Origin of the sequence: Bacteroides reticulotermitis JCM 10512 (genome assembly GCF_000517545.1) — a bacterium.
Classification (GTDB): domain Bacteria; phylum Bacteroidota; class Bacteroidia; order Bacteroidales; family Bacteroidaceae; genus Bacteroides; species Bacteroides reticulotermitis.
This window is the reverse complement of the sequence record NZ_BAIV01000003.1, coordinates 19,929-35,412: the sequence shown is the minus strand read 5'-3', so window position 1 is coordinate 35,412 and position 15,484 is coordinate 19,929. Positions and strand designations below refer to the sequence as shown.

5 protein-coding genes and 1 pseudogene are annotated in these 15,484 nt (G+C 44.2%); 2 read left to right on the top strand and 4 right to left on the bottom strand.

All coding sequences use genetic code 11. From position 1 onward, the window contains the following. Positions 1-103 precede the first annotated feature (103 nt). Positions 104-4,486 (top strand): hybrid sensor histidine kinase/response regulator transcription factor, encoded by a 4,383-nt coding sequence (locus JCM10512_RS02045; protein WP_044159936.1) that lies wholly within the window; start codon positions 104-106, stop codon positions 4,484-4,486. A 58-nt stretch (positions 4,487-4,544) separates the two neighbouring features. Then, on the top strand, positions 4,545-7,022 hold the full coding sequence (locus tag JCM10512_RS02040; protein WP_044159934.1) for a glycoside hydrolase family 95 protein: 2,478 nt from the start codon (positions 4,545-4,547) through the stop codon (positions 7,020-7,022). Between the two features lie 938 nt (positions 7,023-7,960). Here JCM10512_RS02040 and JCM10512_RS02035 read toward each other — a convergent pair. The 4 genes and pseudogenes from JCM10512_RS02035 to JCM10512_RS02020 all read right to left on the bottom strand — a co-directional run bounded on the left by JCM10512_RS02035 (position 7,961) and on the right by JCM10512_RS02020 (position 15,481). After that, a complete protein-coding gene (locus JCM10512_RS02035) occupies positions 7,961-9,268 on the bottom strand; it encodes a pectinesterase family protein (protein WP_044159931.1) in 1,308 nt (435 codons plus the stop codon). Between the two features lie 11 nt (positions 9,269-9,279). Then, a complete protein-coding gene (locus JCM10512_RS02030) occupies positions 9,280-10,827 on the bottom strand; it encodes a pectate lyase family protein (protein WP_244436840.1) in 1,548 nt (515 codons plus the stop codon). A gap of 295 nt (positions 10,828-11,122) precedes the next feature. Beyond that, positions 11,123-13,423, bottom strand: a complete 2,301-nt coding sequence (locus JCM10512_RS02025) for a hypothetical protein (RefSeq protein ID WP_044159929.1) — start codon at positions 13,421-13,423, stop codon at positions 11,123-11,125. Positions 13,424-13,445: 22 nt separating this feature from the next. Further along, positions 13,446-15,481: pseudogene (locus JCM10512_RS02020) on the bottom strand (RagB/SusD family nutrient uptake outer membrane protein). Positions 15,482-15,484 lie beyond the last annotated feature (3 nt).

Below are 15,484 nucleotides of genomic sequence, written 5' to 3'. Positions count from 1 at the left end.
AAAAAGCGAGCAAAAGTTCGTAATTTCTATTCAAACACCCCCTCAATCCTTTTCATTTCGTATTGTTTTCCCTATTTTTGTCCTACATTTAAAGTCGAATGCTATGAAACCGCTCCTTTGTCTACTCTTTGTTTTATCCACAACATTATCTTCCTTTGCACAACCTTATTGCAAAGTAGATCACTTCTCCGTTAACAACGGATTATCGCAGGGAGTGGTTGCCAATATCATACAGGATCAAAAAGGTTTCATGTGGTTTAGCACATGGAATGGACTAAACAAATTCGACGGTTATACTTTTAAAAACTACAAAGCATTCCCCGGAGATAAATCCACCCTGACCACCAACCGGTTTTCTTATATTGCGGAAAGTAAATACGGCGACATCTGGTGTTTAACCTATGACGGAAGAGCGTATCTATTCGATAATCAATCGAAAGAATTCATCGATATTCTTCATCCGATTGAGGGTTCGTTGCAACAAACCCCTCCTGTCACTAAGATATATACACTCAAAAAAGGAATAGCCTGGATTGTCTGCGAACAAGGATACACATTCAGAGTTGACGAAAAAGCATGTAAACAAGGGGAAGGTATTACACTATACAGCACGTTCAACAAGAGCCTGAAAGGAGAAAAGATTCTCAATATATACCAAGACGCTGATGGCGATGAATGGATCTTGACTGATAAAGGAATCAACATTGTGGGCAAAAAGCAGATCAACAGCGATTTCCCTTTCAAACTGATGCAGGAGTATGATGGAAAAATATACCTCGTCACCACATCCGGCAAGATAGCTTCTTACAAACCTGCAACCAAAGACATTAAGTTTATACAGATACCTCATCCAATCAATGAGATAAACTCCATCGCTTCCATATCCGCCAAGAACGATTCGATCTGTATGGCTACCGACAACGGCCTGCTGCTTTATCTCCCTCAAAAGAATCAGTTCCAACTGTTTGATATCCGCACATCGCCCAAGTTATCCAACAACGTTGTTTCATTCTACCGAGACCGGACAGGTGATGTATGGCTCTTTTCGGAAGACCCGGGTGTAATCAGGCTTAACCTTCAGACAGGAGAAAAGCAAGTGCTATTATCTCCTCCGCAAGATATCGTACACTATGAGGTGAAAAGCCGGATCTTAATTTTCGAAGATAAAGAGGGGACTTTGTGGGTTGTACCGCAAGAGGGGCATTTATGCTATTATGACCGGAAGAGCCAACAACTCAAACTCTATTTCACCGATCCTCATAATCCGACTTCGCTCTTTGCGCCCTACATCCGTTTCTTTTTTCCCGATCGGCAAGGAAACGTATGGCTCATTACCACCCGAGGGGTAGAGAAAATGTCGTTCTCCCCACACGTTTATGAACTGAACAATATAGATAACGGATTGGAGATACGAGCTTTCTTACTCGACAAGCAACGCCAATTATGGGTCGGTTCTAAAAGAGGAATCGTGCGTATATATCATGCAGATGGAACGTTAAAGGGTTATCTTACCCCCCAAGGAACAATAACTCCTCAGGAGACCAAATTCTCGAGGAGCGTATATTGCTTTCTGGAAGATAAAGAAGGAAATATCTGGCTGGGTACCAAAAAAGACGGCCTGTTGCTACTCAAGAAGAAGAACGATCAATCTTACAGTGTACAACAGTATCTCCACGATCCGGACGACGCATACAGCCTAAGTGATAATAGTATATACAGTATATTCCAAGATAGTCATGGACGCATCTGGCTGGGTAGTTACGGCAAAGGAATCAACTTGATCTCCCGGAATGAAGATAATAAAATACAGTTTATACATTGTGGCAATCAACTGAAGAACTATCCGGTCAACAGTTCTTTAAAGATAAGGTATATAACAGAGGTACGCAATGGGATACTCATGGTGGGCACAACTCATGGCTTACTTACTTTTTCCGCTAAATTCGACCAACCGGAAGAAATAAAGTTCTATCACAACGTCCGTGATCCGGAAGCGGCGACAAGCCTGGGTAGCAATGACGTAACCTATATCTATACAGATAGCAGCCAACGAATCTATGTAACCACATTTACAGGAGGAATCAATCAGGTTGTTTCGTCCAACTTGCTTTCGGATAATATTGTCTTTAAATCTTATACCATCAGAGACGGTTTAGCATCCGACCTCGTACTCTCGATGATAGAAGATGGGCAGAAGAAGTTATGGGTTGTATCCGAGAATGCGTTATCTATTTTTGATCCGGTCAAAGGCAGCTTTGATAATTTCATTAGTAAACACATCGCGAATGAATTGAATTTCTCCGAAGCCATTCCTTCTTTAGATAATAAGCAACGACTCTTATTCGGGACAGACCACGGTGTTCTGAAAATAAACCCCTCGCAAATGAAAAAGAGTTCGTACGTTACTCCGATTGTATTTACGGATTTAAAGATACAGGGAAGCCAACGTCGAGTCGCTATTGACGACGTGAAGGAGTTAACTCTCGAACCTTCCGAACGGAATGTTACTTTTCAGTTTGCCGCAATCGATTACGCCAATCCCGAAGATATACGTTACTCTTACCGGTTGAAAGGACTGGAAAAAGAGTGGAATGATGCAGATAAGAACCGCTCGGCGACTTACATCAATCTACCTCCCGGCGAATACCAACTGCAAATTTGCTCGACTAATAGCGATGGAGCATGGACCGACAATCTACGCACACTCGACATCAAGGTTTTGCCAACATTCTGGGAAACCTATTGGGCATGGATATTCTATGTGTTGCTATTCGCCCTGTTCACGTCGGCCATCGTATATATACTTTTCTATATCTACCGATTGAGACACCAAGTCGACGTAGAGCAGCAGCTCTCGAATATCAAGCTCCGCTTCTTCACCGACATATCGCACGAACTGCGTACACCGCTGACTTTAATCTCCAGCCCGCTCGCCGAGGTACTGGACCGGGAACCTCTTTCGCCAACGGCCAAAGGGCATCTATTGCTGGTTCATAAAAACACGGAACGAATGCTTCGGCTGGTCAATCAGATCTTGGATTTCCGCAAAATCCAAAACAAGAAGATGAAGGTTTTGGCTGAGCAAATAGAAATTGTTTCGCTGGTTGATAAGATCATGGAGAACTTCCGTATGATAGCGGAAGAGAAGGATATAAGTTTCGAGTTGCAAGCAGCGCAAGACTCGCTCTATGTATGGGCGGACAAAGATAAGTTTGAAAAGATATTATTCAATCTGCTTTCCAACGCGTTTAAATACACGCCTGCGGGAAAATCGGTCACTGTGCACGTCAAAACGATCGAAGATAAATTGCAGATTGTGGTTTCCGACGAAGGCATCGGTATCGACCGTGACAAACAGAAATCGCTGTTCCAACGCTTTGAAACTCTAGGCAGATATAACATTTTGCAACCGTCGTCCGGAATTGGGCTGTCGCTGGTTCGCGAACTGATCGAGTTGCATCACGGAAGTATTGAAATAAACAGCGAACCCGGTGTGGGAAGTGAGTTTATCGTCAACCTTCCGTTGGATAAGAAAGTACTTGAAGAAGACAAGCAAGTTGAGTTTATTCTAACCGATAGCATCACCAATACCCTGGCCGAACAAACTGCCGCACCTCAAAATCTTTACGAAGATGAGGACGGTATGGAACAAGAAGCCGCGCTGAATGACGAGGAAGCCTTCTCGATTCTGATTGTGGAAGATAATCAAGAGCTACGCACTTTTCTCAAAAACATTCTATCGGAAAACTATATCGTGCTCGAAGCCACCAACGGAGAGGAAGGAGCGGAAATTGCACAGGAACAGATTCCCGACCTGATTGTCAGCGACATCATGATGCCCGTTATGAATGGACTGGATATGGTGAAAGCAATTAAAGAGAACAACGATACCTGTCACATTCCGATCATCTTGTTATCAGCCAAATCGTCGTTGGATGACCGGATAGCCGGCTTGGAACAAGGTATTGACGATTACATAACGAAACCATTTAGTTCGACTTACCTGAGAACCCGTATCACGTCCTTATTGAAACAACGTAAGCAGTTGCAGGAAATGTATCTGGCTCAATTGGCCGGTAAGAAGGTAGAAGAGAGTGATAATTACGAGGCTGAACCGGCACGTCCACAAATTACGCCATACGATGAACTGTTCATGCAACAGGTCATGGAGTTTATGGAAGAACAAATGGATAATACCGATCTCACCGTAGATGACTTCGCCGACAAACTCATGCTGAGCCGGACAGTATTCTATCGGAAATTAAAATCGATCGTCGGCCTGACGCCGGTAGACTTCATTCGGGATATTCGCATCAAACGATCCATTCAACTCATTGAAAGCGGTGAGTACAACTTCTCGCAGGTGGCGTATATGATTGGTTTTAGCGATCCGAAGTATTTCAGCAAATGTTTTAAGAAACAAACCGGATTGACTCCGTCGGAATATAAAGACCAAGCACAGCTTTCCACTCATTCCACCGGATAATCCACATGGAAGCAAAGAAAATAGCGTATCATTGCAGCGGAATCTAAAATTTTGAAAAATGATAAGACAAAGAATTAAATTTTGCTTTTTGGCTCTACTGATGGCAGGAAGCTTATTTGCACAAGAGAAAACTACATGGAAACTATGGTATGACAAGCCGGCATCCAGATGGGTAGAAGCCTTGCCGTTGGGCAACGGACGTCTGGGAGCAATGGTATTCGGAGATCCTCAACACGAGGAATTCCAATTGAACGAAGAAACGGTATGGGGCGGATCGCCGTACAACAACACCAATCCCAAAGCGAAAGAAGCTTTATCGCAAATCCGCCAATTAATTTTTGAAGGGAAAAACAGCGAAGCACAAGAGCTTTGCGGACCAGCAATCTGTTCACCCAGAGCCAACGGTATGCCCTACCAAACGGTGGGTTCGTTGCATCTGGATTTTGAAAACATCGGAGAGGTTACTGACTATTACCGGGAACTGGACATCGAACATGCTACCTCTACAACACGCTTTAGCAGTGGCGGGGTTAATTACACCCGCGAGTCGTTCACTTCATTCCCCGATCAGCTGCTCGTCATCCGATTGACTGCGTCTAAGAAAGGAAGCCTATCTTTCACTACCAAGTACTCGACTCCTTATAAAGAGCATATTACGTACAGCATCTCTCCCCGGAAAGAACTGCAATTAGACGGAAAAGCGAACGACCACGAAGGTATTGAAGGAAAGGTTCGGTTTACAGCACTGACTCGTGTAGAACTCAATGGTGGCAAAATGGAAGCGGTATCCGATTCAATCCTCCGCGTATCGAAAGCCAATAGCGTTACGCTGTATGTTTCCATCGGCACAAACTTCGTCAATTACAAAGATATCTCCGGCAACTCGCAAAAGGCTGCACAAACGTACCTGAAAAATGCCGGGAAGAACTACGAGAAAGCCAAAGCTCTGCATACTGCAAGCTATAAACAATGGTTTAACCGGGTATCTCTGGACTTAGGAAGCAACGAACAGATTCAGAAACCTACGGATGTCCGGATCAAAGAGTTTAAAACGGCATTCGACCCGCAGCTTGCGGCCTTGTATTTTCAGTTCGGTCGTTACTTGCTGATCTGCAGCTCGCAACCCGGTGGACAGGCAGCCAACCTGCAAGGTATCTGGAATTATCAGCTACGTGCTCCTTGGGACGGCAAATATACCACGGACATCAATGTCGAAATGAACTATTGGCCCGCCGAAACAACCAATCTGGCAGAGATGCACGAACCTTTCCTGCAACTCGTCAAAGAAGTTGCCGAACAGGGACGTCAAAGTGCGGCGATGTACGGTTGCCGGGGTTGGACGTTGCACCATAACACAGATATTTGGAGAAGTACCGGAGCCGTTGACGGGCCGAAATATGGCGTATGGCCAACCTGCAACGCGTGGTTCTGCCAACACCTTTGGGATCGCTATCTATTTTCGGGCGACCAAAAGTATCTGGCAGAGGTTTATCCGCTCATGCGAAGTGCCTGTGAGTTTTATCTGGATTTCCTAGTACGGGAACCTAAGAACAATTGGTTGGTGGTTGCTCCATCTTATTCGCCGGAGAATAGTCCGAATGTAAACGGCACACGCTCATTTGTTATTGTAGCGGGAACTACGATGGATAATCAAATGGTGTCCGACCTGTTCCGCAATACGTTGGAAGCTGCCGCAGTCATGAACGAGTCGAAAGCATTCACTGATAGCCTACAAGTTGTAGCCGAGCATCTGGCTCCTATGCAGGTAGGGCGTTGGGGACAACTGCAAGAGTGGATGGAGGACTGGGACAACCCGAAAGATCACCACCGCCACGTTTCTCATCTTTGGGGACTTTATCCCGGTCGTCAAATTAACCTCTATTCTTCACCTATACTGCATGAGGCAGCTAAAACATCTCTGATTGGAAGAGGTGATCCGTCAACCGGTTGGTCAATGGGATGGAAAGTTTGTTTGTGGGCGCGCCTGTTAGACGGTAACCATGCCTATAAATTGATTACCGATCAGCTGAATCCGGTTATTGAGGAGAAAGGTCAGAACGGTGGTACGTATCCGAACCTGTTCGATGCGCACCCTCCTTTCCAGATAGACGGGAACTTTGGCTGCACAGCCGGTATTGCCGAAATGTTTGTGCAAAGTCATGCAGGTGAGATTCATCTATTGCCCGCTCTACCGGATGTATGGAAAGAAGGAACTCTGAAAGGTATTCGTTGCCGGGGTGGATTCTCCATCGAAGAGATGAAATGGGATAGCAATAAAATCAAGCATATACGCATCAGTTCATCTCTTGGAGGCGTAATGCGTGTTCGCTCTGCTGTACCATTGTCGCTTAACGGTCAGAAACTGTCACCGATTCAGGCAAATACTCCTTGCTCCAATCCTTTATTAAAGATGCAGGAGATACGTAAACCGCTTATTGCACCCGAAGCCCCGATGAACTCAACCGTACAACCGGCTTCTTATGTTTACGACATCGAAACTAAAGCAGGAGAAAGCTACTCGCTGAACGGCTTATAACACACTAGATAAGAATCTGATAGTTATACTATCGCCAACAAGGGAAAGAAGAGGCTCTGTGCTCATGGCACAGAGCCTCGCTTATTACAAAACGCACTGTTTCTCTAAGGGTTCTTCGGGTGTCTCATCCATTTAGGTGCAAGCCTGTTTGCTCAAAGAGATAACTCCCTAGGGTATTCGGATGATTCGATCATGCATTTGAAATCAGCCTTCCCCCTACATACAAGAAAAAATATTTCATCTCTCATGCTCTCATCATTTTCACAGAACTGTTGATTATTCAATATATTACAGAATGAGAGATACTTTCTAAGAGTGGTATCTCTCATCATTTTCCCGCATTTTCACCCCTTTTTGCGTATCTCTCATCATTTTTGAGGGATCTCTCATTCTGTTTAGCTGTATTTCACATTAGATCGGGCTTCATTTCAGCATTTGACTTGCTAGTATACAATCTATGAGGCGACCTACGGGACAAGTGAAAGTAAATTAGTAAAAACAAGGTTCTTCTTTAATTTAGATGCAAGGCAAATTGAAAAGGTGCCAATAGCTTGAAGGCATAACAACCCATTGCCCCCCGAATGTACCTTAGTGTCACAACTGTTCTTAGCGGTTGGCACGACAGTTTTCTCCAGTGCCACAACTGTTCTTTATAGTTGGCACGACTGTGCCACCGCCTTGGCACAGTTGTGACACCGGCATGGCACAGTTGTGACACCAGCATGGCACAGCCTAATATACTACTTGTTTTTAGGAAAAAAAGCCATGCAAAACCTAAGAAGGTATTATCCAAAACTGCTTTTCAAGAAGAGTTTCTTTACTTGTCTCAGTTCTTGCTTACCGCCAAGATAAGTTGACTATGGCTGACCGGTGACAGAGGATTTTTGAAAAAAACTTTTAAGAAAAAAAGAATACGACATTGGAGTTACAACAGCCTCCTAATTATGCGACAAGCTTGTGGTATGACCTAAAGAGCCATATCGGTTGACAGCGCATACAGTTACTTCATCTTTCAATCGGTTGGATAATTGAATTTCTATTTGGTTGGTTATTGCGAACACAGTGTCGTTGACAGATACGATATAGCCAATAGCGGAAGGAACCGATTGCCAACGAAGCGTGTCACCTATAATCTTGAGTTGCAGAGGAGCGGCAAGCTTCTTCATCATCTCGCGAGGGTTCCATCCATCTTCTCCGGGAATCATCTGTTCGTATACATACGTATCAGCTTCTTCTTTGGAGATCGTGGCGCGACAAGAACCCGTAGGCGGATTTTCTCCACGTCCTTCATAGTATGTTTTCCGCTGACTCAAGTCTAATGCCTTTCCGTTGGCATCTCGACTGTCGTATTCTGCGAACAAGGCAGGAATTGCACCCATGTTTGTCCATCCTTCGGCTGCAATGGGTATGCGCATGGTAGTATGGATATAGACCGTTCGCGGAGAGTTATGCCAAGGTCGTCCCAATTTCTGCTTACCATCGGCTGCCGCCTGATTACCATCGACCACACAATTGCGAAAGACATAGCCATACTTTGCCGCTTTATGATTAGGGGCGACAATAACCGATCCGCTACGTACATTATAGAATGTACTCTCTTCGACTAATACAGTACCACCACCATAAAAGTAATCGACAGCTCCTTCAATCCAACAGTCCTTCACATAATGCCGATATGTATCTTGTCCCGGAGTCCGCCATGTGTCTTGGAAAGAGCGAAAGATACAATTACTGAACGCTGCACAATCAGCCTGACTACTCATCGCCAATGCCTGTGGACCGGCCTGGCTCTCTACGCCCCAATCGTTCACATAAGAGATGTTCTCCGTATAAAAATGAGCACCGTTTACTTTAACGACTGTCCCATCGAATCCGGATACTTCGGATTGTGGGTTGTGAACAGACCAATCCCAATAACCCAATTTATCCGAAGGAGTTTTCTCATTCGGCTTTCCGCCTACATTCAACCGATGGTGAATAAGGGTCTTCTCTTTGTCCTGTCCAATCAGATGGATATACGGTTTTGTTTGAGGGATAATCACTTGTTCCCGATACGAACCGTTTTTCACAAAGATAAGCCAAGGTTCTTTACGCCTCTCCGGGGCTGCGTTGATTGCCTCTTGCACAGTTGAGTAGTTCCCGCTACCATCCGCAGCCACAATACAGTGAAACGGTGAGGAATTATTCTGAGCATATCCCCAAGAGAAGATGCTCAGATAAAATGTAAGTAAGAATAAACGCTTCATTCGATTGATATTTATGCCGGTCGATTCTGCTTCTTCGTTATCTCTTCAACCAGGCTATTCAAATAGACTTCGAGGTTGGTAAATCCGTCTTTGCTCAGGCTAAACGCGTTACCATCCGCTGCATCCTTTGGATTGAGTTTGTGAGCTATCTCCCAAACATCCGGTATACCATCGCCATCCGAGTCTAACAAATCAGCGGCTTTCACTCCTCCATCGCTTAGCTCTGGCCATGCGCTGGATGCTCCGGCAGGCTTAACATCGTTCGGCGAATCGATCAGCCCGGGCGCATTCTTCGCGTTGGGCGTCACACTACCTATATAAGTGGCTGTTCCGTTTCGGGTTTCTTTGACAATGCGTTCGTCGATGATATCACGCTGTTTGCTGCAACCGGCATACGCTAACACTTGCTCATACGCCTGTTCGGCTGTATGCGTTGTAACCACATCTGTTTCCAAAGGAGAGGTCAGCCGAATCTCTTTCTTCACCTGATCGGTAAATAGATTGTCGCAACTCTCATTGTTTATCTGTTCGTAGATCCCTTTCGTCCAATTGTCCTTGGTCACCTCGGGATGACCGACTATCACATTTCCATCCACATAGAATCTTCCCCAAACGTGCTCCATCGGTTTCCAACGGTTGACAGTGCCGTCTGGACGATTGCAATACTTGGTGGTACGTATGCCAATCGAAGCAATGCGGTAACTAATTGGTCGCCCTTTCGGAGTGGCTGGCCCGGGTTTGTAATAGTTATTAACGATATTCACTTTCATAGCCTCAGCACCGTAACAACCGTTGCCCGCCCAGTTGTAGATCACATTATTACGCATATCCATATACTCACGATCCTGCGTAGTAGCGTGAGGCCCCAAACGGGGAGCGCGACTGTCATGATGCGCCAACAGATTATGATGGAAAGAGGCTTTGACTCCTCCCCAAATAGCACCATAGCCGTGCGTACCTTTTCCATGACCGGCCGTACGAAGGCTTTCAGACACCAAACACCACTGCACAGTGGTGTTCTCGTTACCATAGATCGAACAACATTCATCTACCGACCAACTAATTGTACAATGGTCGATCATCAGATTTTTGCTATCCGAGCCACCCAGTCCATCGGGTTCACCGCCCGATTCGTTTCCAACCCGGAAACGCAAGTAACGAATGATGATATTCTCACCACGCACAGTTACCGGATAACGGGCTATACAAATACCCTGTCCGGGGGCTGTCTGACCGGCAATTGTCAGGTCTCCATTGGCGATCTGCAACTTGCTGTCCAGAAAAATTGTACCCGCAACATCAAAAACGATGGTACGAGGTCCCACTTGCTCAACTGCATAACGGAATGTACCTTCGTGGTTACCGTCTTGAAGCGTCGTAACATGGTACACTTTTCCCCCACGTCCACCGGTCGCATAACGACCAAAGCCCTCGGCCCCGGGAAAAGCGATAGTTCGTGTCTCTACCGAAGATTCCACAGTTGACGCAGCATTCACCTTCAATCCTCCTGTCAACTGAAACAAAAAGAGGATACTAAACAGTACATTTATTCTATACATAAGATAATATTTCCATATGATTGTTTTTATATAAACCAAAAACGATAGGGTTTTACAGCATCAATAACCCAACTCATTATCTCCTTGTCGTTTGCTTTGATAAAACTACGGGATTTTATTCAATAGTCAGTAAGTTCTGTGAGAATTTTCAAGAACAAACTTCCTTCTTTCAATTAGGGTATAAGCCCGGCTCACATGATGAATGCAAGTCCTTTGAGCTTATACCCTAACAATCAGAACAATAAGTCGAGAAACACTAATTGTGTTTAAATGTTATTGCGTACTTACCGCTACATCATTTTCTCCAGCGCGGATCACCAACATTATTTTTGTAAATCGCTGAATTAAACACCTTGTCTGTTTTGTTGTAGTAAAGGTTAGCTCCATCTGATCCACCTGTACCATCTAACGCGTCTGCACGATGCATAAACTGTCCAGCTGCCTTGCCACTTGCTACATGCGGAGGATTAGGACTCACCATCAATTCGGTTGGTGAGATATCATCTGCAAGCACATCTAAAGATCCATTCAGTGTTGCAGATTGATTGCTCACCAAAGTGCCAAAGTTGTTCTTAGTAGAGTTCCAAGCATTTGTGCTGAATATTTGTCCATTGGTCAAGAATGTGTTAGTTGAATAGTTGTTTCCAAAATTCAAAGTCACATGCCCTGCTATACCATCGTCCATGGTCGCTGTGTTACGTATATCAGCTCCACCCATTACCATATCACGAGGATCACCATCTTTTTTTGTTAATATAATCAAGTTGTTCTTCACATTAAACACACTACCATCAGGAAGCCTGCGCATGTTGAAGACATTTCCGGCAGCACGTGTATTCCAGTTAACCAGCGTATTATTTTCGAATGTAATATTCCACGCGCCAGCTTTCCATTCGAACTTAGTTTGGGTTTCGTTAAAGAACGATGGAAACGGACAGTCGAAGAACGTATTATTGCGAACTACAAAGTTCTTGTAAAGATTAGAGTTTGCATTATTACCCGAACCGGCTACCCAGTTATAGCCTCCGGCACCATTGGTATGGTAACCACAGTCAAAGAATTGATTATCTTCAATCAATACGTTATCCCAAATTTTGTAATTCACACCTTGTTCACGAATGAAACCACGAACCATGCGTTTGAAAGTACAATTTTTGATTACCAAATCTTCCAAATGCACCGCCATGCCATTCGAGTACATATTGATGAAGTAATTACCTGTGGCCCCACCTAGACCTGCTTCTACGTCACCATAATTACGAGCCAACGGACAGTCGAAGTCTATATCATGGAATTCAAGCATCTTCATGTAGACTTCACCGCCTTCACCGGCTTGCGGCTGACGACCGAATACAAGATTCGCGGAAACGACATCGGTACCTTTTGTATACATACCACCAAGCAATACTTTAGCACGCTTGCCGGCAGCCACATCTTCGGGTTTTGTGCGAAGAACAAAGCCCTTACAAGTAGTCAGGTTATTAAAGATGCAGTAGGTTTTTCCACCCTCCAACAAGTATTCCTGTCCTTCAGCAAGGTCTACATCAGAAATAAAGTCAGTCAACATGAAATCAATACGCATTGCATCGTATTTCAAAGCAACTTCGTATTCCACCATTGCAGCATCATAAGCTTCTTGTGTATCAAAGTAATCGCGCTCCGGAGCAGTAACCTTATGAGTTACCTCAATCGGTGCACCCGGCTCACCATCCGAACGGGAAGAGTAAGTATTATAATAGGCATCCCATTTAACCTTCACATTCTCGTTACGCACGTTAATTACGTAAACCGAGTTCTTTTGAAGACCGTCAATCTCAACATACCCTCTTTCAAAGTCTTCTTCGGACAATTTGTATTTTTTCCATTTCTCGCCTACAGTAGAGCTAGGATTGCTAGGAGAAGCTTCAACTTCCAACCATTGATAAACGAAGTTCTCACCATCCATCTCAAATCTTTCACGATATACAAGTTGGTCGTCAGCAGAGACACCTTCGCTAACAGTACTAAACTTACGATTCAACATTACACGCATAGTAGTTTCTGTAGTCTTAGAAGCATCTACATATACACAGAATGGAGTAGCGTAACGGTCGGAAGTCGTAATGCCGAGATACTCCGCCCATTGTCTACCGTCTCCGTGCCCATACCATTTAGAGGCATGCGAAAAATCAGTTTTGTTATCATCCTTTTTAGAAAGCACGCGGATAGCAAAACGGAAATCGGTAGAGTACTGCTGGTTTTTAATGACCAAGTCGAGTACATCCGGACCAACGATAGTATCCAACAACAACAGTCCGTTATCGGCCGATGAACCCCAAGCGTCCGCTCCTCCTGATACATTGGGTTGGAGTGCTTGACGAATTTGAAAACCGGCACAGTCATTCACACCGTACCAATAGAGATGAATGTCATTTCCATTGACTCCCTCTATGCCACTATTGTAAGGATAATCATCTCCTTTACCACGATTATTATCACAGATAAACATAGTCATCCACTCTCGGTTTGTCGTCGATGATGATCCATCATCATCGCTACATGAGCTAAATGAGAAGGCTGACAGTATCGCTAGAGTATATAACAAATATTTTTTCATAAATCGATTTCTTTCTTTATAATTATTTGTAACCATAATAGTTCTTGTATGCACCGGCAGAGCGTTGAATAGCCGCATTAGGATAAGGTAATATGTAGCGCACAACAGGCAATTCACTGATTTCCGGAATTTTATCTCCAAGTGGTACTGTAGTGGCATCCTTTACCAATTCAATTACACCGGTTGTATTACGACGAATATAACCATAGAACGAATACTTACATTGGTTAGTCGGTTCAGAATCACTTTGCCATTGATAGAAAGAAGCCGTTAACCATGTTTTACCCTCGAAACCTACAAGGGATGTGGCAGGTCTGCTCGCACTTTTGTATGGATTGTAAATGTAAAGTATATCAAGCGTTTTATTAGGATAGGGATAACCATACACTGCACTTGGATCCACTTTCCACGCTGCATTCTGCGGCAAAACATGGTAATACATCTCTTCAGGTAAGTTATCTAAGTAATAGCTACCATCATGCTCAGCTATTTCATCTTCGAAGCCGGTATAAGCACCTGCATTTCCGAGTGCAACTGACAAATAGCGTAGGAAGCTGTAAACTACTTCACGTGCGTAAAGGTTGTTGCGAACAAGGTCGCGCCAACGCATATTCTCACCCGCAAACTCCCACTTACGCTCATCGAGAACAGCATTCAAGAAATCTTCTTTAGAAGAAGCTGCTTCAGAAACGTAAGCAGCAACAAGCCCTTTATCGTCAAATGCACGTTCACGAACTCTGCGTAGCGACTCTTGCGCTTCAGCTGTAGGTCCGTCCAACTCATTGACCGCCTCCGCATGCATCAACAATACATCTGCAAAACGCATATATGGGTAATTAATACCTGTGCTACCTGCACTCGAATTGACGAATTGTCCCGAATTAGCCCACAGCTTTGACCATTTATTGTTGTGCACTGTATAATCGGCACGAATCAAACAGGAATCTTGCGTTAGGCTCTTGTCGGCGTTACCGTAGTACCAAAGGCCATTTAAATAGTCTCGACGTTTATCGTTCTCCTTAAATGAGTAGCGATAAAAAGCACTTAAACGACCATTACCACTTGAAGCTCCCCAAACATTCTTACCCAAGGTGTACCCTGCGTTAGCTGTTGATGTAGGACCTTGGATGTAGCCTGTGTTACCCGTAGACTCCTTTGCGAAAGGTATTTCAAAAATAGGATCACCGTTAGTAATCAAATTAAAATTACTCTCTTTTACAAACACATCGCTATAAGAGTCCCCTAAGGAGTGTTTACTGTGTTTGATTATCGAATCTGTATAGTTTTTCGTAATGCGATAGTACGCCTGATAGTCTTGCGGACGACTCATTACTCCATAGCTGCTAGCATTGTCTGCTACCGGGTGAAGCGAATAACCGCCTGCACTCAAGGCGATACGAGCTATCAGTGCCCAAGCAAATTCTTTGGATGCGCGCTCAACTGTTACATTACTCGAAGAGTTCATTTTCGGAGCAATACTTTCCAAATCTTTAATCAGGTTATTTTGGATATCTTCCCGTTTGGTAACAGGCACTACATAGTCATTCCCCAACTGAGCAGCAGCCGTAAAAGTGAAAGGAACATCACCAAACATTACTGTCAAGTCGTGGTAAACCATAGCACGAAGGCATTTCGCTTCGCCTATCATTTGCATCAACTCTGCATCTTTTTCGTTGTAAAGTTTGCTATTTTCCATACCGTAAATAAAACGATTAGCATCTTCAATTGCCTTATAACCAGCTTTCCAGAACTTATCGATTTCACTACCCTGATCGTTACAGTTAAAACAGGCATAATCGCTTGGAGAATCTGAGCTACCGGTGAAGATTTGCATATCTACGTCACTATTCAGAACAAACGTTCTCTGGTAAGCATTGCCATAAAGGTCATTTACCAAGATGGAAGCGTAAACCCCATTAAGAACACGATTCATCTCTGACTTTTGCGTAAACACGAATTCCTCGCTATAGCTTGACGGAGAATCCACATCAAGAAAGTCGTTGCATGAGCCAAAGTCATACCGGTCAAACCTATTAATATGATATTTCTTAGTTTCATTTT